25 protein-coding genes and 2 pseudogenes are annotated in these 25,437 nt (G+C 70.8%); 15 read left to right on the top strand and 12 right to left on the bottom strand.

What is annotated here, in order from left to right; genetic code table 11:
* Nucleotides 1-61 precede the first annotated feature (61 nt).
* Nucleotides 62-472: pseudogene (locus OG390_RS05895) on the bottom strand (hypothetical protein); the annotation flags it as partial.
* An 83-nt stretch (nt 473-555) separates the two neighbouring features.
* Between OG390_RS05895 and OG390_RS05890 the strand changes: the two are divergent.
* The 4 genes from OG390_RS05890 to OG390_RS05875 all read left to right on the top strand — a co-directional run bounded on the left by OG390_RS05890 (nt 556) and on the right by OG390_RS05875 (nt 5,933).
* Entirely contained in the window at nt 556-3,255 is a 2,700-nt protein-coding gene (locus OG390_RS05890; RefSeq protein WP_406165549.1) for a LuxR C-terminal-related transcriptional regulator, read from the top strand.
* Between the two features lie 188 nt (nt 3,256-3,443).
* Entirely contained in the window at nt 3,444-5,069 is a 1,626-nt protein-coding gene (locus OG390_RS05885) for an MFS transporter (protein ID WP_406165547.1), read from the top strand.
* 17 nt (nt 5,070-5,086) lie between these two features.
* Nucleotides 5,087-5,605 (top strand): hypothetical protein, encoded by a 519-nt coding sequence (locus tag OG390_RS05880; RefSeq protein WP_406165545.1) that lies wholly within the window; start codon nt 5,087-5,089, stop codon nt 5,603-5,605.
* A gap of 130 nt (nt 5,606-5,735) precedes the next feature.
* The gene (locus OG390_RS05875; protein ID WP_399089324.1) at nt 5,736-5,933 is read left to right on the top strand and encodes a hypothetical protein; all 198 of its coding nucleotides are present in this window, start codon (nt 5,736-5,738) and stop codon (nt 5,931-5,933) included.
* Nucleotides 5,934-5,941: 8 nt separating this feature from the next.
* Here the strand turns inward: OG390_RS05875 and OG390_RS05870 are convergent, their stop codons facing one another.
* Nucleotides 5,942-7,354: a DUF2252 domain-containing protein gene (locus OG390_RS05870; RefSeq protein WP_406165543.1), complete on the bottom strand. Its 1,413-nt coding sequence runs from the start codon at nt 7,352-7,354 to the stop codon at nt 5,942-5,944.
* Between the two features lie 38 nt (nt 7,355-7,392).
* Nucleotides 7,393-7,980 carry a potassium channel family protein gene (locus OG390_RS05865; protein WP_406165541.1) on the bottom strand — a complete coding sequence of 196 codons (588 nt, stop codon included), beginning with the start codon at nt 7,978-7,980 and terminating at the stop codon, nt 7,393-7,395.
* Between the two features lie 201 nt (nt 7,981-8,181).
* Here OG390_RS05865 and OG390_RS05860 point away from each other — a divergent pair, with 201 nt between their 5' ends.
* The 4 genes from OG390_RS05860 to OG390_RS05845 all read left to right on the top strand — a co-directional run bounded on the left by OG390_RS05860 (nt 8,182) and on the right by OG390_RS05845 (nt 11,336).
* Nucleotides 8,182-8,844 carry an HdeD family acid-resistance protein gene (locus OG390_RS05860; RefSeq protein ID WP_406165539.1) on the top strand — a complete coding sequence of 221 codons (663 nt, stop codon included), beginning with the start codon at nt 8,182-8,184 and terminating at the stop codon, nt 8,842-8,844.
* Nucleotides 8,845-8,981: 137 nt separating this feature from the next.
* On the top strand, nt 8,982-9,452 hold the full coding sequence (locus OG390_RS05855) for an SHOCT domain-containing protein (RefSeq protein ID WP_399089336.1): 471 nt from the start codon (nt 8,982-8,984) through the stop codon (nt 9,450-9,452).
* 33 nt (nt 9,453-9,485) lie between these two features.
* Entirely contained in the window at nt 9,486-9,914 is a 429-nt protein-coding gene (locus tag OG390_RS05850; protein ID WP_406165537.1) for a hypothetical protein, read from the top strand.
* A gap of 36 nt (nt 9,915-9,950) precedes the next feature.
* On the top strand, nt 9,951-11,336 hold the full coding sequence (locus OG390_RS05845; RefSeq protein WP_406165535.1) for a diacylglycerol/lipid kinase family protein: 1,386 nt from the start codon (nt 9,951-9,953) through the stop codon (nt 11,334-11,336).
* A 354-nt stretch (nt 11,337-11,690) separates the two neighbouring features.
* Here OG390_RS05845 and OG390_RS05840 read toward each other — a convergent pair whose 3' ends face one another.
* Nucleotides 11,691-12,395, bottom strand: coding sequence for a GAF and ANTAR domain-containing protein (locus OG390_RS05840; protein WP_406165533.1), 705 nt, complete (start codon nt 12,393-12,395; stop codon nt 11,691-11,693).
* Nucleotides 12,396-12,943: 548 nt separating this feature from the next.
* Here OG390_RS05840 and OG390_RS05835 point away from each other — a divergent pair.
* A complete protein-coding gene (locus tag OG390_RS05835; protein WP_406165531.1) occupies nt 12,944-13,108 on the top strand; it encodes a hypothetical protein in 165 nt (54 codons plus the stop codon).
* A gap of 91 nt (nt 13,109-13,199) precedes the next feature.
* On the opposite strand, the gene OG390_RS05830 is transcribed toward OG390_RS05835, so the two are convergent.
* Genes OG390_RS05830 through OG390_RS05810 form a run of 5 tightly spaced genes read right to left on the bottom strand, consistent with a single transcriptional unit; the run spans nt 13,200 to nt 16,321 of the window.
* A complete protein-coding gene (locus OG390_RS05830) occupies nt 13,200-13,373 on the bottom strand; it encodes a CsbD family protein (RefSeq protein ID WP_406165529.1) in 174 nt (57 codons plus the stop codon).
* A 14-nt stretch (nt 13,374-13,387) separates the two neighbouring features.
* Nucleotides 13,388-14,098, bottom strand: coding sequence for a GTPase-associated protein 1-related protein (locus tag OG390_RS05825; protein ID WP_406165527.1), 711 nt, complete (start codon nt 14,096-14,098; stop codon nt 13,388-13,390).
* Nucleotides 14,061-14,468, bottom strand: a complete 408-nt coding sequence (locus tag OG390_RS05820; RefSeq protein ID WP_406165526.1) for a hypothetical protein — start codon at nt 14,466-14,468, stop codon at nt 14,061-14,063. The genes OG390_RS05825 and OG390_RS05820 overlap by 38 nt, the downstream gene beginning before the upstream one ends.
* 54 nt (nt 14,469-14,522) lie before the next feature.
* A complete protein-coding gene (locus OG390_RS05815) occupies nt 14,523-15,305 on the bottom strand; it encodes a TIGR03943 family putative permease subunit (RefSeq protein WP_406165524.1) in 783 nt (260 codons plus the stop codon).
* Complete coding sequence (locus OG390_RS05810; RefSeq protein ID WP_406165522.1) at nt 15,302-16,321, bottom strand: permease; 1,020 nt, start codon at nt 16,319-16,321, stop codon at nt 15,302-15,304. Before OG390_RS05810 ends, OG390_RS05815 begins: the two co-directional genes overlap by 4 nt.
* 143 nt (nt 16,322-16,464) lie before the next feature.
* Between OG390_RS05810 and OG390_RS05805 the strand changes: the two genes are divergently transcribed.
* On the top strand, nt 16,465-17,169 hold the full coding sequence (locus OG390_RS05805; RefSeq protein WP_406165520.1) for a GntR family transcriptional regulator: 705 nt from the start codon (nt 16,465-16,467) through the stop codon (nt 17,167-17,169).
* A 340-nt stretch (nt 17,170-17,509) separates the two neighbouring features.
* On the opposite strand, the gene OG390_RS05800 is transcribed toward OG390_RS05805, so the two are convergent.
* The gene (locus tag OG390_RS05800; RefSeq protein ID WP_406165519.1) at nt 17,510-18,775 is read right to left on the bottom strand and encodes an alpha-L-fucosidase; all 1,266 of its coding nucleotides are present in this window, start codon (nt 18,773-18,775) and stop codon (nt 17,510-17,512) included.
* A 207-nt stretch (nt 18,776-18,982) separates the two neighbouring features.
* On the opposite strand from OG390_RS05800, the pseudogene OG390_RS05795 reads away from it, so the two are divergent.
* The 5 genes and pseudogenes from OG390_RS05795 to pqqB form a co-directional block, all read left to right on the top strand.
* Nucleotides 18,983-19,879 (top strand): annotated as a pseudogene (locus OG390_RS05795) (carbohydrate binding domain-containing protein); the annotation flags it as partial.
* Nucleotides 19,880-19,986: 107 nt separating this feature from the next.
* Nucleotides 19,987-20,754, top strand: coding sequence for a class I SAM-dependent methyltransferase (locus OG390_RS05790; RefSeq protein ID WP_406165517.1), 768 nt, complete (start codon nt 19,987-19,989; stop codon nt 20,752-20,754).
* A gap of 230 nt (nt 20,755-20,984) precedes the next feature.
* Nucleotides 20,985-21,404, top strand: a complete 420-nt coding sequence (locus OG390_RS05785) for an SseB family protein (RefSeq protein ID WP_406165515.1) — start codon at nt 20,985-20,987, stop codon at nt 21,402-21,404.
* Nucleotides 21,405-21,898: 494 nt separating this feature from the next.
* The gene (locus OG390_RS05780; protein WP_406165513.1) at nt 21,899-23,026 is read left to right on the top strand and encodes a hypothetical protein; all 1,128 of its coding nucleotides are present in this window, start codon (nt 21,899-21,901) and stop codon (nt 23,024-23,026) included.
* A gap of 60 nt (nt 23,027-23,086) precedes the next feature.
* A complete protein-coding gene (gene pqqB / locus OG390_RS05775; protein WP_406165511.1) occupies nt 23,087-23,995 on the top strand; it encodes a pyrroloquinoline quinone biosynthesis protein PqqB in 909 nt (302 codons plus the stop codon).
* Nucleotides 23,996-24,004: 9 nt separating this feature from the next.
* Here pqqB and OG390_RS05770 read toward each other — a convergent pair whose 3' ends face one another.
* Nucleotides 24,005-24,397 (bottom strand): MarR family winged helix-turn-helix transcriptional regulator, encoded by a 393-nt coding sequence (locus OG390_RS05770; RefSeq protein ID WP_406165509.1) that lies wholly within the window; start codon nt 24,395-24,397, stop codon nt 24,005-24,007.
* Nucleotides 24,398-24,479: 82 nt separating this feature from the next.
* Nucleotides 24,480-24,833: a VOC family protein gene (locus tag OG390_RS05765; RefSeq protein ID WP_406165508.1), complete on the bottom strand. Its 354-nt coding sequence runs from the start codon at nt 24,831-24,833 to the stop codon at nt 24,480-24,482.
* Nucleotides 24,834-25,437: the final 604 nt, after the last annotated feature.

Here is a 25,437-nt window from a genome sequence, read left to right as displayed (position 1 = left end):
TGTCGATGCACAAGGCCGTGTGCGTGGCCACCTCGACCGCCAGTTCCCGGTCGCCTTCGTCGAAGGAGCGCGAGTTTCCGGTGCGGTACAGACTGACGACGCCGAGGGCCCCGCCACGCAACGCCAAAGGAACCACGAGCAGGGAATGGGCTCCCGACGAGTGGATCGCCTCCGCGCGCGGGGGATCGACGGCCGGCCACCGGGCGGTCGGATGGAGCATGACCACACGCGGACGCAGGTCGGCCAGGGCCTGGGTGAAGGGGGTCGGAGCCGGCAGGCGGCGCACATCCACCGGATGAGCGCCGCGCCGCTCATCGCGCCGACGGCGAGCCGGGCCTGCCGGAGGAGGTGCTCGACCACTTCGAGGGCCACTGCGGAGAGGCGGTGCTCGCCGCGCCGGCTGTCCCGCAGGGCCACGGGAGTCGCACGGCGGGCACCGGTCAGCCCTTCGGTCGGGGCCACCGGGGCCCATGTGGCGCGCGTATACGAAGGAACACTGGGATGCTGAGTGCAGGAGCGCTGCCCATGACCTGACGAACAGTGGTGGTGAGCGCCATGACTGGGTTGCAGGACAACGGTCCGGGATCGACGCCGCGCGCCGATCCCCAGGGCGACCCGTTTCTGAGCACGCGGTTCGCCGTCCCGAAGTGCCCCGCGACATTCCTGCGGCGGGAGCGGTTGGTCAAGCACCTCGACCAGGCGCTGCTGACCCCGTTGACCATGGTCAACGGAGCCGCAGGCGCGGGCAAGACCCTGCTGGTCGCCGACTGGGCCGCGGGGCGGGACCGGCCCGTCGCCTGGCTCACCACCGAGGCCTCGGACCAGGGGTGCGGAATTTTCTGGGCGTACCTGCTCCAGGCGCTGCGCGCCTCTGGTGTGCCGCTGCCCGCCGAGGTCGGCTTCCCCGCGGACGCGAACCGCGTGGACCACACCCTGCTGGCACGGCTCGCCGCCGACCTGAGCGCCCGGGACCGGCCCCAGATCGTGGTGCTCGACGAGTACGACAGGGTGACGGACCCGGAGATCGCGGAGCAGTTGGAGTTCGTCCTGCACCACGCCGGGCGGGGCATGCGCCTGATCCTCGTCACGCGCACGGAACCCCTGCTGCCCCTGCACCGTTACCGGGCGGCCGGCGACATGACGGAGATCAGGAACGCGGAGCTGGCGTTCACTCCCGAGGAAGCGGCCGCGCTGCTGGAACGGCACGGGCTGTGCCTTCCGGTGCCCGCTGCGGGTGCGCTCGTGGAGCGCACCCGGGGATGGGCCGCCGGGCTACGGCTGTGTGCCCTCGCCGCGCAGGAGAGGCCGGATCCGGAGACGTATCTGAAGGAGTTCGAGGCAGACCGCACCACGGTCGCCGACTTCCTGCTGGCGGAGGTGCTCAAGCGGCAGTCCCCCGAGACGCAGGACCTGCTGCTGCGGGTCAGCGTCCTCGAGCGCTTCTGTCCAGAGCTCGCGAACGCGCTGACGGAGCGCACCGACGCCGGGGCCATCCTGGCCGGGCTGCACCGCGAGAACGCGTTCGTCGAGCACCTGGGGCACGCCTGGTACCGCCTCCACCCGCTGTTCGGGGAGATCCTCCACGCCCATCTGCAGATGCGGTCTCCCGGTCTGGAGCCCGAACTCCACCGGCGGGCCGCGACATGGCTGCAGCGCTCCGGATCCCTCGCGGAGACGCTCGGTCACGGTGCCGCGGCGGGCGACTGGGAGTTCACCGCCGGTGCCCTCGTCGACGACCTCGCCATCGGTCAACTCTTCACCGGCCTGCAGTGCGACGACCTGGCCGGGCTGTTCTCGCGGATGGGGCCCGAGGCCACGAGCACCGCCACGGACCTCGTCCGCGCGGCCCGCGAGCTGTCCCGGTGCGACCTCGACCGGGGCCTGGCCCATCTGCGGCACGCCGAGCAGAGCCTGGCCGAGGAACGGACGTCGACGGGGGACGATTCACCCGGCCTGGCGGCGGCCGGGCTGAGCTGGGCCCTGCTGGAAGCCCTGGCGGCCCGCCTGACGGGTTCACCCGGAAGGGCGGAGAGTGCCGCGGAGGCGGCGGAGAAACTTCAGGAGGAGGTGCCCACTCACCTGCTGGACGAACATCCCGAACTCACCGCCCTGCTGCTGACCCACCTGGGCTCGACGCGGCTGTGGGCCGGGCGCTTCGAGGACGCGCGGGCCGCCCTGACCACGGCGGCCTGCTGCTCCGGGGGCGCTTCGACCGCGCTTGCCCGCGAGGAGTCCCTGGGCCATCTCGCCCTGATCGACTACCTGAACGGCTGGCTCGGCAGAGCGGAGCGCAAGGCCCAGGCGGCGATGACGGAGACGGAGCGGTTCAGCCTGCCTCAGGCATCCGGCTCCGGCATCGAGCTGCTGGTCCTGGCCGCCGTGGCCGTCGACCGCAACGAACTGGGGCAGGCCCGGGCGCTCCTCGACAGGGCGGCGGACTCGCAGCACGCGGTGCGGGACCCGGTGATGGAGGCGGGACGGGCCATCGCCACCGCGCGTCTGCTGCTGGCCCGCGGTGACACGCACGCCGCGCTCGAAGCGGTGGAACCGGCCGTCGCCGCCGACGTGGTCTCCCCCTGGGCGCAGGGGCAGACAGCGCTGGTGGCCTCCGCCGCGCACCTGGCGGCGGGTCGGCCGGAGACGGCGGCCGAGCTGCTGCAGGCGGTGCCCGACGACCAGCCGGCGTGTCTCGTGGGGGCAGCACGGGCCCAGCTCGTCGTGGGCAGACCGATCGAGGCGATGGAGCTGCTCGACAGAGTGCGTCCCGAGGGCCGCAGCGGCCCCGCGGTGACCGTCCGGGCCTCGCTGGTGAGGGCCCAGGCATTCGAGGGGGCGGGGGACTCCGCAACCTCGCGCAGGCTCGTCGCCCAGGCTCTCCACGAGGCACGCCGTGAGCGACTGCGGCGCCCGTTCCTCGAAGCCGGACCGTGGATCCGGCCTCTGCTGGGCATGGTGCCCCTGCGAGAGCTGGCCGCGGGCTGGCTCACCCCCGGTCCGCCCGCACACGGTGGGCTGCCCCGGTCCGAGGACCGGTCACCGGCGCCGGTCGTGGAGGACCTGAGCGGACGCGAGCGCGATGTGCTGGAACGGCTGGCCCAGATGATGTCGACGGAGGAGATCGCCGCCGATCTGTATGTGTCGGTGAACACGGTCAAGACCCACCTCAAGAGCGTCTACCGAAAGCTGGCGGTGAACCGGCGCCACGACGCGGTGCGCCGCGCGCGCGAACTGCGGCTGCTGCCACCACGACCGTGAAGGGGCCACTGAGGGCCGGTGAGGGGCGGGTCCATGACGGGTCCTGCCGCGGCCCGTCCGGCTCGCCCGTGGTGGGTGAAGCGCCGGCTGGCTTCTTCGGATGCAATGGGGGTGGCGGCAGGGCAGGTGCCTGTCGCTGCCCGGCCGACTCCGCCGGCGTCCCGGGCCGACTCGGCGAGGTGGACACCGTGACGCACTGGCGGGCGCTGGTCGTCCTGGGCACCGCCCAGTTCCTGATGGTCCTCGACACGTCCGTCATGAACGTGTCCATCAGCCAACTGGTCGAGGACTTCGACACCGAGGTCACCGCCATCCAGGCCGTCATCACGCTGTACGCGCTGGTCATGGCGGCGTTCATGATCATCGGCGGCAGGCTCGGGGACATGTTCGGACGACGTCGTCTCTTCCTCCTCGGTCTCGTCGTCTACGGCACCGGGTCGGCCCTCACCGCCGCGGCGCCCACTCTGTGGGTCCTCACGCTGGGCTGGTCGATCATCGAGGGACTGGGTGCTGCGATGGTGCTGCCGGCCATGGCGGCCCTCGTGGCCGAGTCCTACCGCGGACGGGACCGGGCCGTCGCCTATGGGGTCATCGGCGGACTCGCCGGGGCCGGAATCGCGGTCGGCCCGCTGCTGGGCGGCTGGGTGACGACGTACCTCACCTGGCGCTTGGTGTTCGCCGGTGAGGTCGTGGTCGTCATCGCCGTGCTGTGCTTCCACCGGGTGATCACGGAATCCCCCCGGACCGGTCCGCGCCCTCGGCTGGACGGGGTCGGCGCCGCACTCTCGGCGGCCGGGCTCGCGTTGGGCGTGCTCGGGGTGCTGCAGAGCAGCACCTGGGGATGGGTGCAGCCCCGCAACTCGCCCTTCACCGTCCTGGGCTTCGCGCCGACCCTGTTCGTCATCGGCGCCGGGCTGGCCGTGCTGGCCGCCTTCGTGCACTGGGAGCGGCTGCGGGAGGCCCGTGGCGCCGAGCCGCTGGTGCATCTGCCCCTGCTGCACAAACCGACGCTGCGGTCCGGCCTGATGTCCCTGCTGAGCCAGAACCTCATTCTGCTCGGACTGTTCTTCACCATCCCCCTGTACTTGCAGGTGGTTCAGGGTTTCGACGCCTTTCAGACGGGGCTGCGGCTGCTCCCGGTGTCCGTCACCATGCTCGCGGCCTCCATGATCGCCGCCCGGCTGGGGCGGGTGGCCGGACCGCGCCGAGTGGTCCGATGGGCCCTGGCGACCCTGGCCGCCGCCATCGTGTGGCTGCTGGCCACCATTGACCCGGTCATCGACGACGCGCAGTTCGCCGGAGCCATGGCCCTGCTCGGCGTGGGCATGGGCCTGCTCGCCTCGCAGCTGGGCAACGTCGTCCAGTCCAGCGTGGGCGAGGAGGAACGCAGCGAGGTCGGCGGGCTGCAGTTCACCGCCCAGAACCTCGGCTCCGCGCTGGGCACCGCGCTCATCGGATCGATACTCATCGGCTCCCTGGCCAACGTCTTCACCGCGCAGGTGGAGGACCACCCGAGGGTGTCGGAGGAAACCCGCCGGCAGACCGGTGTCGCCCTCGAAGCCGGGATCACCTTCGTGCCCACCGAGCAGGTGCGCTCGGCGGCCGAACAAGCCGGGCTGCCGCCGTCCGAGGTAGACGCCCTCGCGGAGTCGTACGCGTCGGCGCAGCTCGACGGTCTGAAGGCGGCGATCCTCGCCACCGGGGGGATCACGCTCGCCAGTTTCCTGGTCACGCGGCATCTGCCGACCCGGGCCGGCGGCGCGAGCCGACCCGGTGGCGGCGCCCCGGCCGACGCGATCGGTTCGCCCCGCTGACTTCGAGGGAGGTCGCGATGTCCGAGACCGAGCGTGCCGCGCCGCGAGCGCGCATCGTCGAGCGACGGAGCCATGCCGACTACACCGGTGGCGTCTACGGATCCATGCTCGCAGCCTCGGTGATCGTCGGCGTCGGCACCCTGGGTGCGTACCCGCTCCTGGAGCTGGTGCTGTTGCTGTTGCTCACCGGTGTGGCGTTCTGGATCGCGCATGTGCACGCCCAGCTGTTCGGGGCACGCCTGGCACAGCAGAGCCTGGATCGCCGGACTGTGCTGCACGTGTGCCGCGACGAGTGGCCGATCGTCAAGGCCGCCGTCCCGCCGGCCGTCGCCGTGGCCGTCAGCCCTCTCCTGGGCCTCGACATATCGGGCGCTCTCTGGCTGGCGCTCACGGTCGCGGTGGCGGGCCAGGTGGGCTGGTCGGCGGCCGCGGCACGACGGGCCGGTGCCTCGTGGCTCCTGGTGACGGTCGCCGCCTCGGTGAATTTGCTGCTCGGTCTGCTGATCATCTTGTTCAAGCTCCTCCTGAAGCATTGACGCAGGTGGAGCGGGTGTGCCGGGCGACGTATCACCTCTACGGGGTGAGGCCGCGCGGTGCGCCGGGGCGGAGGATCGCAGGGAAGGGGTGCAGCCCGCCTGTCCCAGGACACTTGGGGGAGAGCAGCTGATGCGCTACGAGATCCGCGTCGAAGGACACATGTCGGAGACGCTGACCAGTGTCTTCCCGGAGCTGGACCACGTGGTGATGTCCGGACAGACCATCCTGTTCGGTTCCGTCGTCGACGAGGCGCACCTGTACGGGCTGCTGGCCCGCTGCCAGTCGCTGGGTCTGCGGGTCCTGGAGATGCGCCAGCTGCCGGAGTGACGCGACCGTCACCGCCCAGGCTCCCTCAGGGCGTGGATCCTGCCGGAGCGGGTGGCGGCGCCCAACGCCTCGAAGTCCCGCTCGTTCCGGTCGGCGTAGGCCTGGGCGAACTCGGTGAGCGCACGGTCGAAGCGGTCGCTCCCGCCCAGGTAGGCGGCGATGGCGACGGGGTCGCCGGAGCGGGCGTGGGCTCGCGCCAGACAGGCCCCGCACACGTGCGCGAACAGGCGCAACAGGCTGGGGTCCATGGTGTCCGGCCGTGCGATGCCCTTCCAGTCCCGCAGCTGGCGCACGTAGAAGTCCCGGCTCTGCCCATCGAAGCCCGTGACGTGGGTCCAGCCCAGGAAGATGTCACTGGTCGTCTGGATCAGCCGCTGTCCTGCCACCACACGGCGGCCCTGGTTGTCGTAGCGTTCGCTGTCCAGGTGGGCGGCGAGGACCGACTCCTGTGCCTCCTTGGCCTGCAGCAGCAGGGGGTCGGTGCCGTCCCTGCCGAGCAGGAGCAGGATCCAGCAGCGTGTTCCGACGCTGCCGACGCCGACCACCTTCCGGGCCAGGTCGACCAGGCGGTAGCGGCGCAGCAGGTGCCGGCGCTCGGACGACAGGGTCCGCGCATACTCGTCCAGGATGGTCTCGAGTTCCCGCTGCTCCTCGGAGGGGTCGGCCAGCAGATCCTGTAGGCGGGTGATGAGCGGTGGGTCCGCTGCGATCCGCAGGCCCTCGGCCGTGACCCGGGAGAGCCGCTCGAAGGCCTGGAGATGGGTGCGGGTACGGGCTCGCGCCGTCGCCTCGGCGGTTCGGCGTCTGGCTTCCTTGCTCATCGACGAGGCCAGCAGTTCGCGCAATTGGTCGGCGTCGTCCTGCGCGTACCAGATGTCCAGGGTGCGCATGGCGGCGAACTCCCGCATCCGCTCCCGGTAGGCCTGCACGCAGGTCCGCACCGCGCCGTTCTGCACCTCGACCGAGAAGCCGTTGGCCCGGCCCGCGATCGCGAAGCTGGCCGCCAGACGCTTGACGTCCCATTCGAACGGCCCGGGCAGGGTCTCGTCGAAGTCGTTGATGTCGAAGACCAGATGACGCTCGGGCGAGGCCAGCAGGCGGAAGTTGAGCAGATGGGCGTCCCCGCAGAGCTGTACGGTCAGGCCGGTGTTCGGGAGGGGCCCGAGGTCCGAAGCCATGATCGCTGCCGCGCCGCGGTAGAAGCGGAACGGGGACTCGAGCATGCGGCCGTAGCGGATCGGTACCAAATCGGGCAGCCGCGTGACCGATTGGCGCTCGATCACCTCAATGGGATCGGGCCGTTCCCGCTCCGCGTCGAACCGGCCGTGGCTCGAACGCGGGGCGCGCGTACGCGCGGCCCTGCCGTACGCCGCCCTCTCGGCCGGTGACAGCGCGGCCGTGATGGCGTTCGGTGTAGCCATGGCGAACCTCCTGGACCGTTTGTTCGTTCCGGGGAGCCCTACTCCGCCGGCGGCTCCCGGCCCTGGCGCAGCAACCCCGCCCGGATCGCATTCGAGAGCACCCGTGCGGCGACGCCCACGAGCAGCAGCCCGCCGGTCATTTGAAGCATCGTCACCACCCGCCCCGTCTCGGAACGGGCGGTGATGTCGCCGAACCCGACGGTGGTGAACGTGGTCAGCGTGAAGTACAGGGCATCCGTCTTGGTCAGCGGTTCGCTGAAGGAGCCCGGGACCGCATGCTCCAGCAGGTAATAGGCGCTCGCGAAGAGCACCAGATACAACGCCAGCGTGGCGCCCAGGGCCTCGACGGCCTTCAGACGGGGATGGGGCGAGCGCACGATGGCCCGTATCTCCCAGGAGAAGACCACGACGACCGCCAGCAGACCGCACGCGAACAGGGCCGAGGCACCACTCGTGCTGCCCCCGTTCAAGGGGAGCAGGTAGTACGCGGTGACGAGGCTCGCCGCGACGAACAGGGCACGCGCGAGGGACGCGGCCGAGGCCCAGAGTCCCGGGCCCGTTCGTCCGCGATCCGTTGCCCGCCCCGACTGGGCGGGCTCCGTGCGGGCAGCCGCTGGATCGTTCATCTCGCGTCTCTTCGTCCGGACCCCGGTACGCCGAGGCATGTCTTTCGGCACCCACCTCATCGCCCCGGCGGTGCGTACGGATCACCCGCCTGGGGTGACCCGGTGACCCGGCGGTCGGCGGGATGCTGGTGCGGTGAGATCTCCACACACCGCCCCGTCGGCGGTCCGGGAGCGATCTGCTCGATCGCGCGAGGAGGAGCCATGACCGTGTCGCGTGGTCCGGCACCGCGTACCGGACCGGAACACATGCCCGACGGGGCGGCCTCCGGGCAGGGGGGCGACCCCGAGGAAGTGCTGGCGGAACTGGGGCGCTCGTGGACGTGGATCCTGGGTTCCGCGGTCGCCACGCTCGTGCCCGGCATCCTGGTACTGGTCTGGCCGGACGAGACCCTGCACATCCTGGCGGTCCTGATCGGCCTGTATCTCCTCGTGATCGGGGCATTCCGGTTCGTCGCGGCCTTCGGCCGGGACGAACTCGGCCAACGGCTGCCCGGGCTGCTGATCGCGGTGCTGTACGTCCTGGCCGGGGTGCTCTGCCTGAGGAACCCGTTGCAGACCATCGCCGCGCTTTCGTTGATCGTCGGGATCGTCTGGCTGGTGTCCGGCATCCTCACCCTCTACGGAGCGATCGCCGCCAAGGACCTGCCGCACCGCGGCTTCGTCATCTGCGCCGCGGTGATCGCCATCCTCGCGGGGGTCGTGGTACTGGCCCTGCCCACCGAGTCGGCCCGGGCGCTGACCCGGCTGCTCGGTCTGTGGCTCGTCCTGCTCGGCCTGGTCGAGGTGGTGGTCGCGTTCGCGTGGCGGGCCGCGCTGCGCAGGTCCGGCGTGGCGGAGCCGCACGCCGGCGGCGAGGCAGCCTGAGGGGCGGGCACCACCCGTGAGCCATGGTCGGGAAAACCGCTCACCCGCCTCGGGTGAGGCCACTCGGTCCTTGCCGTGGGCACGCTGAAGACGGCACAGAACGGCTGCCGGGCCGAGGCCCGGGACGGAGGAGAGACATGAGCGCGCAGATGTACCTCGCGTACGACTATCCGCTGCTGAGCGTCTTCTGGTCCATGCTGTGGTTCTTCCTGTGGATCATGTGGTTCATCTTGCTCTTCCGGGTCATCGTCGACATCTTCCGGGACGACAAGCTGAACGGTTGGGCCAAGGCCGGCTGGCTCGTGTTCGTCATCATCCTGCCCTTCCTGGGTGTCCTGATCTACGTGATCGCCCGTGGCAAGCACATGGGGCAGCGTGAGGTGGCGCAGGCGCGCGAGCAGCAGGCGGCTTTCGACAGCTACATCCGGGAGACCGCCAAGGGCGGCGAGGGCCGGCCCAGCAGCGCCGACGAACTCGCCAAGCTGTCCGAAATCCGTGCCCGCGGCGACATCACGGACGAGGAGTTCCGCAGGGCGAAGGAACTGGTCCTGAAGGACTCGAGCCCGTCGCAACGCGCGGGCGCAGGTACCTCCCCCTCCGGTGGCTGAGAACACCGCACCAGACTGAAACGAGGCAGCACGATGACCACAACTCACACCGCGCACGCGCACCCGGCCAAGCGGCACTGGGCCGAAGGCCTGACGGCTTTCGCGGCCGTCATGCTCATGATCGCCGGGGTACTCGACCTACTTCGGGGCATCATGGCGATCGCCCAGGACGACGTCTTCGTCACGACAGGCAACTATGTCTTCGCGTTCGACCTCACCGGCTGGGGCTGGGTCCACCTCGTTCTGGGCGCCGTCGCCGTGATCGTCAGTCTCGGACTCTTCCAGACGGCGATGTGGGCGCGCGTGGCCGGGGTGGTCATCGCCGGATTCATCATCATCGCCAACTTCCTCTCCCTGCCGTACTCTCCGGTCTGGTCGATCGTGATGATCGCTTTCTCGGGGTTCGTCATCTGGGCCCTGTGCGTGGCCCGGGAGGACGGGTTCGCCAGGCCCGTCCAGTGAGAACGGCAGTAGCCGAAACCGCGCTGAGGGCGCCACGTGGGACGACACAGCACGGAGGCGAGCGGGCCGGGAGGCCGCCCGACGGCAGCCGCCGATCAGGGGCGTGCCGGGTGGGCGCGGCTGGCACTGCTCGCCGTGCTGGCGAGCGTCCTGGTGGCGCTCGTCGCAGCCGGTCTGCGGAGCGTGCTCTGGGCACTGGTCGGCATCGCCGGACTGGCCCTCGTCGCCGTCGGGCTGTGGTGGACTGTGGCCCATACCGGTGTGGTGCGGGTGGCGGGAGTGGTCCTGTCCCTGACCGCGCCGGTCACGGTCCTGGCGCTGTACGGCGCATCCGGCATGTTGGGGCCGGCCCTTGTCTCGCTGGCCCTGTGGGTGCTGGCCATGGCGGCTGCCCGGATCGCCGTGGCGCCGGGACAGATCCATTCCGCACGCGACAATGAACCCACCGAGGCGCCCCACCATCCCTGGATCCTCATGAATCCGCGCTCCGGCGGCGGCAAAGTGGGACGTTTCGATCTGGTCGACAAGGCGCGGGCGGTGGGTGCGCGTGTCGTCCTGCTCGGCGCCGGCGGGCAGGACGTGGCCGAACTGGCCCAGCAGGCCGTGGCCGACGGAGCCGACCTGCTGGCGGTGGCGGGCGGGGACGGCACCCAGGCCCTGGTGGCCGAGGTGGCGGCGCGGCACGACCTGCCCTTCCTGGTGATTCCCGCCGGTACCCGCAACCACTTCGCCCTCGGCCTGGGTCTGGACCGCGACGATCCGGCGACGGGGCTGGACGCGCTGGCCGACGGCGTCGAACTCCGCGTCGACCTCGGCTTCGCCGCCGACCGGGTGTTCGTCAACAACGCCTCCTTCGGAACATACGCGGCCGTGGTCGGCGACCCCGCCTACCGCGACGCGAAGGTGCAGACGACCCTGCAGGACCTGCCGGGACTCCTCACCGGTCCCGACGCGCCCAGGCTGCGGATGCGGGCCGACGCCGCCCGCGCCGAAGGGCTGCAGGCACTGCTGGTCAGCAACAACCCCTACCTGCGCGCTGTCGACTCGGCCCAGCCGGGTCGCCGGGAGCGGCTGGACTCCGGACTGCTCGGCGTGCTGTGCGTGCGGGTCGAGAACGCCGCCCAAGCGGTGCGAATGGTGCGCGGCGGGCGTTCCGCGGGCCTCCAGCGGCTCACCGCTCAGGAAGTGGTCGTCGAAGCGGACACGGACACGGACACCGTCCCGGCCGGCATCGACGGGGAACACGTCCTGCTGCAGTCACCCGTGGTGTGCCGGATCGCCCCGGGGGCGCTGCGGGTCCGCGTGCCCCGCAACCGCCCGGGTACCCCCCGGAGCAGACCCGCGGCCGACTGGCAGCGCGTCACACGAATCGCGCTGGGCCCGCTGGCTCGCGGCAGAAGACGGTCCCCGGCTCCCGCCTGACGCGCAGGCGCCGTCGCGGCATGACACGGCGGCGGGTATGCCGCGGAGGATCACTGGGCCGCGGCAGGGTCGGCCGACAGGACCGGTACGTCGGCGCGATCGAACGGGAACTGCCGGGCGAGCCTTGCTCGGCCCAGCGCCCGGGTGCCGCGCGGGGCTCACCCCGGTGCCGCGTTTCCCTCCTGAGCGACGCACCAGCGAGCTGCTTCCCCAGAGACCTCGAATCGACCCGGGATCGACGCGCCGTCAGCCGCTCACCAGGGAACCGGCGCAAGATGTGCACGCAGCCGGGGGCGGATGAGCCGTCCGGTGTGTGACGGTGGCGGGCCCGCCTCGGTCAGGAGAGGGCCGGTGTCAGCCGGGTTTGTCGCCGGTCTCGCAGATCTGGCGGGCGATCGCGCGCAGTTTGATGTTTTGGTCCTGCGAGGCCTTCTTGAGCAGTTTGAAGGCCGTGTCCTCGGTCAGTTTGTAGCGCTCCATGAGGATGCCCATGGCCTCGCCGATCTCGTGGCGGGTCTCCAGGGCGTGGCCGAGCTGCTGGTGTGTACGCGAAGCGGAGAAGGCCACGGCCGCGTGAGAGGCCAGGATCCAGCCGGCTCGGCGAGCGGCCTCGTCGAAGGCCCGCGGCTGCCGGGAGTACAGGTTGAGCGCGCCGAGCTCGTCGTCCTCGGTGAAGAGGAGAATGCCCATCATGCTCCCCATGCCCAGCTTCCTCAGCTCGGGGACGAAGCGGGACCAGCGCTCATTCGGCCGGCCCAAGTCATCGATCGCGTAGATCTGCTGACGGTTCGTCACGGCGTCGAAGCACGGGCCTTCGCTCAGGTCCTGCTGGATACGGTCCGCACGGCGCACCACGTCGCTCGTCGCCGCCAGGGCCTGCACCTCACCCCGTCGCACGGTGAGAATGCCGGCGTCGTCGCACCCGTTGATCAGAACCGTCGCATGATCCACGATGCGGTCCAACGTGTCCTGGACCGAGTCCTGGGCGAGCAGATCCCGCGCCATTTCTGCGAGGGCGACGGCGAATTGCTCCCAGACCTCGCCGTGCTCGTGCGCCATGTGCCACCTGCTTATTCGTTGAAGCGCCCGCGCCGCTCACGCTCGATTCCATCTTGCCACCCTCGCGTCCCCACCGCGCCGAACACGCGTCTTCGGGCACGGTGCCCGCGGAGGGGCGGCCGCCGAGTGTTGTTTCAAGTTAAAGCAGCGTGATCGCGCACAGACGCCGCCCTCCGTTCGGTGGGCACCGGGGAATGCTGCGGGATGGGCCCGACCGCGTTGTCAGTGGCTTCCGGAACAATGTCCTTGCAGCGAGAACGCCACCGCTCCCGGCGGTGCGCGATCGAACCCGTCCGTCGAAAGGCCCGCCCGCACATGACGCCCCCTCCCCACCGCCGCGCCGTGCCGCGAGCCCTGAACGGAGCCCGCTGACGATGCTCCGAGCCCTCCCGCGCACACCCGCTCCACTCGGCCCCGGCGGTTCCGAGATTCTGCGTCTCATCACCGTGCAACGCGTTCCCGTCTGTCTCACGGTGCACGCCAACGGCCGTCGCCGGTACGGCTACTGGCAACCCCTGAGTTCCGTTGCCGGGCAAGGAGGTTGCTACGTGGCCCTGCCCACCGACGAGTGCGACGCGCTGCACGCGGCGGGCCGGATCGTGCTGGGGGACCCGGTGGTCGATCCGGCGAAGACCACGTACCCGGTGCGCCCCGCCCTGCGGAGTGCACCGGCCCCGGCAGGCGCACTCCGGCAGGCGGCCCTCACGGCCTGAGCACGTCAGCACGAGCGCGGCCCGGGACTGTGGCCCGGGCCGCGCAGGGCCCGCCGCGAGAACGCGTGGCGGGCCCTGCATCCTGGGTTGTTCAGTGCCGGAAGATGTCCTTCATCTTTTCCTTGGCCTGTCGGGCGTCACCCTTCGCCTGCTCCGCCTTGCCTTCAGCAGTCAGACTCTCGTTGCCGACAGTGCGCCCGGTGGCTTCCTTGGTCTTGCCCTTGGCCTGCTCGGCCTTGGCCCGTGCCTTCTGGTGCTTGGCCACTGCGGATCACGTCCTCACGCTTCGACTGTGCGATCCATGACTACGACTGACCGGGAAAAACCGGTCCAAACCCGATCGCCGGTGACCGGTGCGCGGTGCGCAGGATCCGTCACGGTCCGTGACGATTGCGGGCGGGGCTCAGCGGTTCGGAACTGTTGTTGCTTGACCGTGCTGCCGGCCGAGGTCGACATCGAGCCGAGGAGTTCGCGGGCGAGCTGCGCGGTCTGCTCGGTCAGTAGCGGTTCGGGCGGGTCCAGCCGGGCGCCCCCGGCCCACAGCAGCAGCCGTACCCGCTGCCGTGCGGTCTCCGCCTCCGCGAGCAGTCGTCGCCAGTGCGCGGTGGCATGCGCGCGCTGCTCGGTGTCCGTGATCGGCGCCGGCTGTACCGCGTCCTCGGCGCCGGTCATGTACGCACGCGTCCGGGACCCGTGCAGCCTGCCCTCCAGCTTCTGGTGGAGGTCCGGCGCGCCGCCCGCGAGCGCGGCGGCGTTGAGCTTCGCCAACCGGACGTCGTCCAGGGCCTGGTGGGTCTCGTCGATGGAACGGGCCACCTTGGCCCGCAGTGGCCCCAGATGGTGTGCGTCGCCCAGCCAGTCGATCACCGCCTCGATGTCCAGGCCGTCGAGCGCGATGCCGCCCTCCGCCGCCGCGGTGGCCAACGGGGCGTGCCGGTCGCCCGGATCGTGTTCACGCCCATGGGTGTGGTCCCGTGTCCAGGTCCACACGGATCTGATGGAGCCGACGCCGACGCCGCCGACGCGTACCAGCAGGTGCACAGGGGGTGCGTGAGGACGATCGGGGGAATGCGCCTTCGGTGAAGCCGAAGACGGTGTACGAGTCTTCGTCGTCCGGGCCGGAGTCGGCCGGGGCCTCCGGGACCGTGCCGATCAGATGGAGTCGGCTGCGGGTCGGCCGGAACAGGTGGGTGGCAAACGACAGTTGACGTGCCGGCGGGGGTGGCAGCAGATACGACACCGCAGCGAACCAGTGCGCGATCCTGTCCGTCGAGCTGTCGACCACGACCACCGAGGGTCTGCCCTCCTCGGTCAGCGCGGTGAAGACGGCGGCCAGCAGCGGCGTCAGCCCCCGCCCCAAAGACCGCCCTGTCCACGACCGGTTTGCGCCACCCCGTCGCTTCGCTCGAGCCCCTCAGTTGTTCCAGCTCTCGTCATACGGGTCGTGCGGCGTCGCGACCGGCCTGGCCCGGCTGACGTCGAGGAACGGGATGATGCCTCCGTTGACGGGATCCTTGGCGCGTTTGCCGGTGTAGGTGCCGGTGACTTCGAGCCAGCTGTCGGGTTGGAGGACGGGCGGGATCCGTCCGGTCAGGCCGACCTTGACGGGTTGGGCGTCGGCGGCGCAGCAGTTGAGGGCCATGCGGACGAGATACGGCGTACCGGCGCGGTCGAGGGCGACGAAGCCGGTGATCCTGATCCGCCGGTCGCCGAGGGAGCGGCCGTGGCCGTAGGCCGCGCGGCCGGCGTAGTCGACGAGGCTGAGCGGGACCGGGTCGCCGGCGGGGAGGGCGGGGTAGCCGAAGGGCGCCTGCAGGGCCGTGCCGGTGCGCATGGCGCTGTAGGAGCCCAGGGCGGGCGGGGCGACCAGGATCAGGGCGAGCAGGGGGAGGATGAGGAGCCAGGAGATACGCGGTTCGCGGTGGGCGTGTCCGTGCTCGTGTTCGTCCTGCTCCGCTTTGTGCCCGCCCTGGTCGTCTCTGTGGTCGACCTCGGGTTGGCCCCGCTTGGTCGTGCGCGCCCCGCGCAACTCGTACCACACCGTGGCGAACGCGGCGGCGATCAGCACAACCCCGGCTCCGAGCAGCAAGGGCTGCAACCCGGCCTTGACGTACCGCAGGTAGAGATCCGTGGCACCGGCGTGCAGCACCGCCGCGCCGACCAGGAAGAGCACGGCCGCCTGCGCCTGCCGGTTCACAGCAGCACCGCCCCGACCAGGACCGACATGAGAATTGCCAACGTGAACGTGGCGGGAGCGAACCGCAGGGCGAACCCGCGGCCGAACGTGCCGACCTGCATGGCGAAGAGCTTCAGATCGATCATCGGTCCGACGACGAGGAACGCCAGCCGGGCGGTGAGCGAGAACTGGGACAGTGACGCGACCACGAACGCGTCGGCCTCGGAGCAGATCGACAACAGCACGGCGAGAACCGCCAGGGCGAGTACCGACACCACGGGGTTACCGGCCGCTGCGTGCAGCCAGCTCGCCGGGACGACGGCCTTGAGCGTGGCCGCGGCCATCGCGCCCACGACGAGGAAGCCGCCGGCGTGCATCACGTCGTGCCGTACGGACCCCCAGAACGCCGCCCCCTTGCCGAGGCCCTCGTGCGCCGGGCGGGCCGGTGGGCGCAACCAGTCGGTGCGGCCGAGGCGTTGCCACAACCACCCCATCGCGCAGGCCACCAGCAGACTCGCCGCGAACCGGGCGAGGACCATCTGTGGCTCGCGCGGAAACGCCACGACCGTGGCGGTCAGCACGATCGGGTTGATCGCCGGGGCGGACAACAGGAACGCCAGCGCCGCGGCGGGCGTGACGCCCCGGCGTACCAGTGCCCCGGCCACCGGCACGGAGGCGCACTCGCAGCCGGGCAGGATCGCCCCGGCCATTCCGGCCACCGGCACCGCCAGAGCGGGCCTGCTCGGCAGTGCGCGGGCGAAGAACGACGGCGGGACGAAGACCGCGATGACCGCCGAGAGCAGCACCCCGAGGACGAGGAAGGGCAGCGCCTGGATCACCACCGCCACGAACACGGTCATCCAGCTCTGCATCACCGGCGCGGCCAGCGCCCGGCGGACCGGCCCCTGTGCCGCGACCACCAGGAGCAGCAGCATGGTCAGGACGAGGGGGGAGTTGATCTGCCAACCCCGCCGGCCCTGCCGGTCGTCCGCGTCGCGATGGTCGATCGGGGGCGGGGCTGCCTTGGTGATGGTCACGGGTGAGGTACCTCCGGTAGGGAAGGGCTCGGTGGCTGGTGCCCCTCGACCTTGAGTACGCCGGTTCGGGCACAGCTTCTCACCGTGCGCCCCGACCGCTGTGGGCCGGATCCCGGTTCGCTCGCGTCCCTTGACCGTTCGGAGTGGTCTTCCTACGCTCCACTGAACAGATCACCGAGGTGCTCGCCAAGGAGATCCGCAGCGGACACCGTGCGGCGGGGGAGCAGTTGCCGGGCGAGCACGCCCTTGCCCAGCGCTTCGGCGTCAGCCGTACCACGGTGCGAGCCGCGCTCGCCGAGCTGAACGAGGCGGGGCAGATCGCCACCCGCACGGGCAAGGGCTCGTACGTCCTCTTCGACGGCCGCCCGCTGGACGACCGGTTCGGCTGGGCGCACGACCTGACCGTCCAGAGCATCGACACGCGGGTGCGGACGCTCGCCGTCGAGGCGGTCCATGACGAGGAGCTGGCCGCTCAACTCGACCTGAACACGACCATGTTCATACGGGTGGAGCAGCCCCGGTTGCTGGTCGCGGACGGTTCCGTGATCTCGTACGAGCGCAGCTTTCTGCCGCCCGTCCCCGGTGTGCGGGAACTGCCGGAGCACGGCCTCGGCGAACTCACACTCACCGAGGTGATGCGTCGGGCCGGGTTGCGCCCCGACCACGGTGAGCAGCGGCTGGCCGGGCGGCGGATCGGCGCGCGGGAGGCGGAGGTACTGCGGCGCGTGCCGGGCGACTGGTTCCTCGACACGCGACGCACCAGCCGCGCGGCCGACGGTTCCTTCGTCGAACATGTCGTGAGCCTGCTCGACCCCGACCACTTCCAGATGTCTCTGGAGTTCGGCTGACCCCGTCACCGAAGCCTGCCCCAGCGCCCGGAAGGGCCTCGGCACGGAAGCACCCATGAACCGCCCCCTCCACAGCCGCGTCATCGCGGCCGCTGAAGCGTGAAATCCCCTCAGCCATACCAAAGTTGCTCATGACGAGCGCCGACTGGTGGAGCTGCAACGCCGCGAGGCCGCGCTGCTCACCGGAATCGACGAACCGCCCGCCGCCGTCCACGCCGTACAGTCCCTACTGAAGCGCGGCTCGGGTGGGTGGCCGCCTGCCCGGTCGGCACCAGTAGTCCGGTAGGAGCAAGGCGTGGAGGGGCCCTCGGAGACTCCCTCCGAGGGCCCATCGTCACGTTCAGTCCCGCCCGGTGCCCCGATAGAGGTCCAGCTCCCCGTCCAGCTCGACCGCGAGCACGGTGGCGTACTCGTCGAGGTCCGCCGCGGTGGGGGCGTCGATCCAGGTCACGCCGGGTACCGTGTCCAGACCGCCGGTGGTGTGGTGGCCCAGTTCAGCGCCCGTGCCAAGGACGGTCACCCTGCGTACCGCGTTGCGCAGGCCGCGGACCGAGATCGACTCGCGCGGTGCGTCGAAGCACATCAGGTACAGCGTGCGCCGGTCGGCGGACAGGGTGCTGGGGCCGTAGTGGTGCCCGGCGGGCAGACCGGCGACCGTCCCGTACACGGCATCGGGGTGCTTGGCGATCCAAGTGCCGAGACCCTCGACGCGTTCGACCTGCTCCTCGGGGATCGTCCCGTCCTCCCGGGGGCCGACGCCCAGCAGCAGATTGCCGCCCATCCCGATCGTCTCCGTGAAGTAGCGCACCAGCTGGCGCACCGACTTGAAGTCGCGGTCCTTGGGGCGGTAGCTCCAGGAGTCGTTCACCGTCAGGCAGAGTTCCCACGGACCGTCCGGGGCCTGGAGCGGAACGCCCTGTTCGGGAGTGGCGTAGTCGCCGTAACCGAGCATGCGGGCGTTGAGGACGGTGTCCGGATTGCCCGCGAGGATCAGCTCGGCGAGTTCGCGCATCCGCCACTGCTCCTCGGTACGCTCCCACTCGCCGTCGAACCAGAGCAGGTCCGGGCGCAGGCGCGTGACGAGCTCGCCGACCTGGCCGTCGCGGTAGGCCAGGTAGCGCTCCCAGCCGGCCGGGTCCTCCGTGCCGGGCTCGGCGTGGGAGTACGGGCTCGGGTGCTCGTCGCCGGGCTCGACGTGCCGGATGCTCGGGTAGTCGGGGTGGTTCCAGTCGGAGTGCGAGTAGTACAGGCCGACCTTCAACCCCCGCTCGCGCAGGGCGTCCGCGAATCCGCTGACCAGGTCACGGCCGGCCGGTGTGTGCCGGACCACGTTCAGGTCGCCGTGGGCGGTGTCCCACAGGGCGACGCCGTCGTGGTGCTTGGTGGTCAGTACCGCGTACTGGGCGCCGACACGGGCGAAGAGCTCGGCCCAGGCCTCCGGGTCGTAGTGCGACGCGGTGAAGCCGTCGAGCTGTTTCATGTATTGCTCGTGCGAGACCTCGCCCGTGTAGAAGGACCAGGACTCGGCCCATCCGTCCACGGCATAGATGCCGTAGTGGATGAAGATGCCCAGCTTGGCATCGGTGAACCAGGGTTGCATCGGCATGGACCCAAGCTAGGCGCCGGCACTTGCTCCGCGCGTGGGCGCCGGTCACCACTACTGGTTCGTTTTCACCCCGGGCTCCGGCCGCTGTGAGATGCCTTTACGCGGCTGTCATGTCCCTGTAGCTTCCGCGCTGCAAGCCCTTTCAGGAATTTACCGGTTCTTCTTGCAATACAACTCCCCACTCCCCGGCCCGCATTGGAGACGCCCATGAGACGTAGACCCCCGCGCCTGCTGCGCCCACTGGTGGCGTTCGTGGCGGCGACCGGGCTGTGCGGACCGATCCCACCGGGCTCCGGTGCGGGCTCCACCCCCCCTGGAGAAGACCGCCACCGAGTCCAACACGGCTACCGTCTTCTACTGCACGAAGACCAAGAACTGGCCGACCACCTACCTGCATTACGCGCCGGACGGCGGCTCCTGGACCACCGTGCCCGGAGCGCAGATGGAGGCCGCCTGCACGGACTGGGTGAAGAAGGCCGGCTCGGCCACCGGACTCCAGGCCACGTTCAACAACGGCAGCGGCACCTGGGACAACAACGGCGGCAACAACTACGCGCTCGGCACCGGCACCATCACCGTCAAGGACGGCGTCATCGCCCACAGCGACCCGTGCGCCGACACGGGGACGGGCGGCGGAAACCAGGCCACCGTCTACTACTCGACCGCCACCTCGGCCTGGACCACGGCCAACATCCACTACGCGCCCTCCGGCGGCTCGTGGACGACGGCCCCGGCGTCGGCATGGAGGCGGCCTGCACGGGCTGGTGGAAGAAGACCCTCGACATCGGTACGGCGACGTCACTGAAGGCCGCCTTCAACAAGGGCAACGGCGTCTGGGACAACAACAACAGCGCCGACTACACCATCTCCACCGGCACCACGACCGTGAAGGACAGGACGGTCACCGCCGACGCCAAGAACCCGTGCGCCGCCGAGGCGCCCGACACCGAGGCGCCGACCACGCCCACCGACGTCACCGCGAGCGCCACCAACTCTTCGGTGGTGGTCGGTTGGAACGCGGCCACCGACAACACGGCGGTGACCAAGTACCAGGTCACCCGCACCGGAGGCACCAAGGGCACGGTCGTCATCGACGTTGAATCGGAGCACCCGATGGTGCGACCAGCGGTTGTCAGCGAGGGCGTTCAGGTGACCACAAGGTGGTCGGCACCTCCAGGGCCTCCGGCGATCAGGCACCGTAGCCTTGGGCCATGCCCGAGACTTCGGTGGCACATTTTTACGACGAACTGGCCGACGACTACCACCTGATCTACGCAGACTGGGACGCGAGCATGCGCCGGCAGGGCGACGCCCTGGACGCCCTGATCAGCCTGGACCGCGCGGCGGTGCTCGACTGCTCCTGCGGCATCGGCACGCAGGCCATCGGCCTGGCATTGCGCGGGCACCACGTCACCGGGACGGACCTCAGCCCCCGCGCCGCCGCCCGCGCCGCTCGTGAGGCCGCCCACCGCAAGGTGACGCTGCGCACGGCCGCCGCCGACATGCGAAGCCTCCCGTTTCCCGACGCCCGGTTCGATGCCGTCGTCTGCGCTGACAACGCCCTGCCCCACCTTCTGACGGAGCAGGACGTCCACGCCGCACTGGCGGAGATGCGCCGCGTGCTGCGCCCCGCCGGCCTGCTGCTGGTCAGTACGCGCCCCTATGACGAACTGCTGCGCAACCGCCCCGCTTCGGCACCTCCGCAGGTCCATCGGCCCGCGGACAGGGGAGAACGGACCGTCACCTTCCAGCTCTGGCACTGGCACGAGGACGGCGAGCACTACGACCTGGAGCACTTCCAACTCCTGCCGGCGAGCGGAGAATGGCGCGTCCAGGTCCGCAGGACCGTCTACTGGGCGCTCGGCAGCGACCGGCTGACCGGCCTTGTGGCCGACGCGGGGTTTGTGGACGTCAGGTGGCGGATGCCGCAGGAGACAGGCTTCTTCCAGCCGCTGCTCATGGCGCGCGCCGGCGAGTAAGTGATTACACCGCTTTGCGGAGCGCAGCGATGTCGATGGGAGCGGGGCGCCGAGCCGCTCCACCGGCGCGTCGGCTGCGACCGCCTCGGTCTGCCGTCGGACGACATCCCGCTGCTGCCCTGAACCGAACACGAGGAATGCCCCGGCTCAGGACGGGTACGCGACGGACGTTGCGCCCGGGAACGGATGGTGTCCCGGGTGGCCCGTCCGCCACTACCCGGGAATCTGCCATGGACACACCCTCGAACGACCACCACCGGCCCACGTGCGAGACACCGGCTCAGGAGGCCTTGAACGCGCTCATCGAGAACACCGACGACGCTGCGGCCCTGGACGCGCTGGCCGGCAGCGACGTGCTGGTCCCCGTGCCCGACGATGCCGACGAGGAGTCCGCCGCCGACCCCACGGCCGTGGCGCTGCCCGTCCTGGACCAGCCGGGCGGCGAGCAGGTGGTGCCGGTGTTCACATCGGAGCTGGAGATGGCCGAGCTGCTCCCGTCCGTCTCCCGCTACCGCCTGGTGCCGCTCGGCGCGCTCGCCTCCCAGTGGCCGTCCGGCGATCTGTCGCTCACGATCGACGCCAGCTCGCCGCACGGGCTGACGCTGAGCTCCGAGGGCGTACGCACGCTGTTGGCCCGGCCGCAGATCTGACGGCCGCCCGTTCTCACGCGTGACGGGGATGAACGGCGCCGACACCGCTCATCCCGCGGCGCCCCGAGGGGCGCTGTGATCACAAACTAGGTGCCCATTGCACCGAGGTTGCTCTTCCGTAATTCGAGGCCGCTGTCCGGACGCCGCAGCCGGTCAGCGGCGCCGGTGACGTGTGCCCGCTGGACGCCGGTCCGAGGCGCCGCCCGGGGCCGCTCAGAGGCCGGTGCCGCGATGGGGGCCCCAGTCCTCGATCAGCGGACGGCCGAGATGCTCCAGGGCGGGCGGCGCGAGGCGGCGGGCGGCGAGCAGCGCGTCGGCGTCACCCCGTACGACGGACGCCCTCGGCCACTCCGATCCCGATGACTGCCGCCGGACCGCCCGGGAGCGGACCCGGCGACGGTCACCGCCGCGTTCGAGGCCGTACCACAGCCGCTGTGTCCCGGCACGAGTCGCCCTGCCTGAAGAACGGCCCCGACCGGCGTGACAATGACCGCATGAAATGGATCTCCGGCGTGGCCGGCGGACTGCTCCTGACGCTGGTTCTCGTCAGCATCCTGCGCACCCTCGTCGTGCCCCGCGGGCTGTACTCCCCGCTGGTGATCCGCTGGTGGCGCTCGCTGCGCCTGCTGCTGCGTCTCGCCGCTCCCGGCGGCAGCTACCAGGCACACGACCGCGCGCAGACCTGGCTGGCCCCGCTCATGCTGATCGGCATGCTCGCCAGCTGGCTCGGCGGTGCGCTGCTCGGGTTCGGACTGCTGCTGCACGCCCTGTCCACGCTGTCCTGGACCCAGTCCGTCAGGGAGGCCGGTTCCAGCCTTTTCACCCTCGGGTTCGCCAGCGGCGACAGGCTGCACCTGTCCGTCGTGGACTTCCTGGCGGCGGCCATCGGACCGGTGGTGATCGCCTTGCAGATCGCGTACCTGCCCACCCTGTACGCCGCCTACAACCGCCGCGAACTGGAGGTGACCCTTCTCCAGGCGCGCGCGGGAGAGCCCGCCTGGGGCCCGGAGATCCTCGCCCGGCAATGGCTGGTCGACACCGAGACCGCGCTGCCCGAGCTGTACCGCTCCTGGGAGCGGCTCGCCTCGGACATCGGCGAGAGCCACTCCACGTACCCGATCCTGTTGGCGTTCCGTTCGCCGCGGCCCTACCGCAGCTGGATCGTCGGCCTGGTCGCCGTCATGGACGCGGCGGCCATGCAGCTTGCGCTCACCCCGAACAGCGCCCCGCCCGAGGCCCGCCTGGTGCTGCGCGCGGGCTTCACCGCGCTGCGCGACATCGCCCGTTCGCTGCGCTTGGAGTTCGACACGGACCCCAGCCCCACCGCACCGATCCGGCTGTCCTTTCTGGAGTTCGAGACGGCCGTGGCGATGGTGGAGCGGGCGGGCTTCCCCGCCGAGCAGACCGCGAAGGAGGCCTGGCCGCACTTCCACGGCTGGCGGGTCAACTATGAGACGGTCGCGTACGAGTTGTGCCGACGAGGCGACGCGGTCCCCGCGCTGTGGACGGGGCCGCGGGACTTCGCCGCCGGCCCGATCCCTCCCCGGCGACCGATGGACCGGCGCCCGGGCGAAGGTCGTCCGGGCAAAGGTCGACCGGAACTGCCCCCTTCCGCAGGGTAGTTCGGGCCGTCCTGGCGGGAAGATCCCCGGAAGGGTCCGATACGGAGGGGTGGGGTTCGGTTGAAAGTCGTCCTGCTGGGCACGGCCGCCGGTGGCGGCTTCCCTCAGTGGAACTGCGCCTGCGCGCTGTGCGCGGCCGCCCGCGACGGAAAGCTGCCTGCGCGGACACAGGAGTGCGCCGCCATCAGCGGCAACTCCCGCGACTGGTGGCTGCTCAACGCCTCACCCGACATCCGTACACAGCTGATCGGCACGCCCGCGCTCGCACCCGGACCAGGGTCCAGGGACACCCCGGTACGCGGCGTGCTTCTGACCGACGCCGAGGCGGATCATGCCATGGGGCTGACCATTCTGCGGGGCGGCACGGGACTCAAGGTCTATGCCGCGCCCCCCGTCCTCGCCACGCTTGCCCCGCTGCGCGCCCTTCTCGACCGCTACGCCCCTTGGCAGTGGACGGACAACCTGACCGAGGGCGGCTTCGTGCTGCCCGGCGGTCTGGTGGTGAGTGCGCACCCGGTCGGCTCCAAGGCTCCGAAGTACGTCTCCGGGCCCGGCGCGGACGCCCGCTGGGTGACGGCGTACCGGATCGAGGACCTGGCCACCGGGGGCGTGCTTGTCTACGCGCCCTGCCTGGGAGCTTGGACACCCGTCTTGGACGCACTCCTCGCCACGGCGACCTGCGTGCTGCTCGACGGCACGTTCTACACGGCCGACGAGATGGGCACGGCGGCGCCGGCCGCGGGCGGCCAGGGCGGGATACCGTCCGACGGGCAGGCCGCGATGGGGCATCTTCCCGTCTCGGGGGCGCACGGCAGCCTGGCCGCCCTCGCCCGGCATCCCGGCCCACGCCGGATCTATACCCACCTCAACAACACGAACCCGCTGCTCGATCGGGCCTCGGACGCCCATGCCCGGGTGACCGGGGCCGGGGCCGAAGTCCTGCCGGACGGCGCGGAGTTCGTGGTCTAGTCGGCCGCTCTAGCCGTTCAGCATGCGGGCCAGGACGGCGCGTTGCAGGGGGAGTGCCTCGGAGTGCAGGTCGCGACCCTTCTCGGTGAGCGCGACCCACACTCCGCGGCGGTCCTCCTGGCAGACGGTGCGCTCCACCAGGCCGTCCTTCTCCAGCCGGCCGATGAGGCGGGACAGGGCGCTCTGGCTGAGGTGGACCTGGCCCGCGATGTTCTGCACCCGACACTGCTCGCCCGACTCCGTGGCCGTGGCCGAGGCGAGGATGTCCAGGACCTCGAAGTCACTGGCTCCTAGGCCGTGCGGATGCAGCGCGCGGTCGATCTCGCACATCGTGCGCGCGTGCACCGAGAGGATCTCCCGCCACTGGTCTTCAAGGAGGGATCCGGGCGTCTTCACTGCCATAACTGAACGGTAACAGAGATCCGGCCAGTTATTGAGCGTGCAACTAGTGCAGGTGCATACGGCGGGCTGCCGCCCGGGCGCCCTAACCGGCGGAGGGATCCTGGAGGAGCCCGATCAGGTTGCCGTCCGCGTCCTTCACCGAGGCGATGAGCCTGCCGCCGCCCACGTCCTGGACGTCCTGCAGCAACTCGGCCCCGGCGTCGAGCAGGGCCGACAGAGTGTTCTTGATGGCGGAGACGTGCCAGTACGGGACGGGCCCGGTCATCCCCTTGGCATGGCCATTGGGGTCCAGCCCGACATCCTGGCCCGCGTCCTTGAAGCCGACGTAGTACGGCTCGTCCGCGTACGGCTCCACGCCCAACAGCGTGCTGAACAGCGCCTTTGTCTGCGCGAGGTCCTTGACGGGATAGATGATGGTCTTGACTCCGGCGGTCATGGCGACTCCTCAGTGATGCTGCCCAGTGCGTGCGATGTTCCTGTCGCGCCGACGGCTCTCTCGTCGACACCTTCACGCTAGGGCGCGGGAGCATCTGCCGGCTTCTCGAATCCTGACCGGTCGAGGAGCGCGCGCACCGTGTGATGTCCTCGTGCTCGCAGCCGAGGCCGCACTCGATCATGTCGAGGGACGCCTGAGTGGGGGAGATGCGGAGGGGAGGGCCTCGGCCTCCCCGCGGAGGAGGGTCCGGCGATTGGCCGGGGGCCGGGTGGGCGTTCGCGTCCGATGTGGGTCCGGCGGTGCGGCGGTGCCTCCGATCGATCCTGGTCGCTCTGGCCGGGGCGCGCGACACCGGTGCCGTGTCACCCGAGCGAAACGGGACACCTGGGTGGCCGAGCAGCGCGCCCGCACCGAGGCCGACCCTCTGTTCCGGGCACAGCCGATGTTGCTGGCTGTGGCCAACGCGCCCTGAGCGCGGCGGCCACGGGCCGGGCGCCCCGAAGTCCGATGGCCACGGGCCGGGAGCACGGGAGTCCTTCGGCCATGGGCCGGGAGCACAGGGTGAGGTGGCCACGGGCCGGGCGCGCCGGAGTCCCTTCGGCCA

The organism is Streptomyces sp. NBC_00996, from assembly GCF_045162675.1.
In the GTDB taxonomy this organism is placed as follows: Bacteria; Actinomycetota; Actinomycetes; order Streptomycetales; family Streptomycetaceae; genus Streptomyces.
This window is presented reverse-complemented; position numbering and strand designations above follow the sequence as displayed.

Excerpts from the sequence above, each read along its gene's own strand:
- OG390_RS05800 (WP_406165519.1), bottom strand. The coding sequence starts at position 18,775 with ATGCCGATGCAACCCTGGTTCACCGATGCCAAGCTGGGCATCTTCATC.
- OG390_RS05785 (WP_406165515.1), top strand. The coding sequence starts at position 20,985 with ATGGACACACCCTCGAACGACCACCACCGGCCCACGTGCGAGACACCG.
- OG390_RS05840 (WP_406165533.1), bottom strand. The coding sequence starts at position 12,395 with ATGGCGCACGAGCACGGCGAGGTCTGGGAGCAATTCGCCGTCGCCCTC.
- OG390_RS05880 (WP_406165545.1), top strand. The coding sequence starts at position 5,087 with ATGTCCGAGACCGAGCGTGCCGCGCCGCGAGCGCGCATCGTCGAGCGA.
- OG390_RS05875 (WP_399089324.1), top strand. The coding sequence starts at position 5,736 with ATGCGCTACGAGATCCGCGTCGAAGGACACATGTCGGAGACGCTGACC.
- OG390_RS05870 (WP_406165543.1), bottom strand. The coding sequence starts at position 7,354 with ATGGCTACACCGAACGCCATCACGGCCGCGCTGTCACCGGCCGAGAGG.
- OG390_RS05865 (WP_406165541.1), bottom strand. The coding sequence starts at position 7,980 with ATGAACGATCCAGCGGCTGCCCGCACGGAGCCCGCCCAGTCGGGGCGG.
- OG390_RS05850 (WP_406165537.1), top strand. The coding sequence starts at position 9,486 with ATGACCACAACTCACACCGCGCACGCGCACCCGGCCAAGCGGCACTGG.
- OG390_RS05770 (WP_406165509.1), bottom strand. The coding sequence starts at position 24,397 with ATGGCAGTGAAGACGCCCGGATCCCTCCTTGAAGACCAGTGGCGGGAG.
- OG390_RS05860 (WP_406165539.1), top strand. The coding sequence starts at position 8,182 with ATGACCGTGTCGCGTGGTCCGGCACCGCGTACCGGACCGGAACACATG.
- OG390_RS05890 (WP_406165549.1), top strand. The coding sequence starts at position 556 with ATGACTGGGTTGCAGGACAACGGTCCGGGATCGACGCCGCGCGCCGAT.
- OG390_RS05780 (WP_406165513.1), top strand. The coding sequence starts at position 21,899 with ATGAAATGGATCTCCGGCGTGGCCGGCGGACTGCTCCTGACGCTGGTT.
- OG390_RS05855 (WP_399089336.1), top strand. The coding sequence starts at position 8,982 with ATGAGCGCGCAGATGTACCTCGCGTACGACTATCCGCTGCTGAGCGTC.
- OG390_RS05790 (WP_406165517.1), top strand. The coding sequence starts at position 19,987 with ATGCCCGAGACTTCGGTGGCACATTTTTACGACGAACTGGCCGACGAC.
- OG390_RS05765 (WP_406165508.1), bottom strand. The coding sequence starts at position 24,833 with ATGACCGCCGGAGTCAAGACCATCATCTATCCCGTCAAGGACCTCGCG.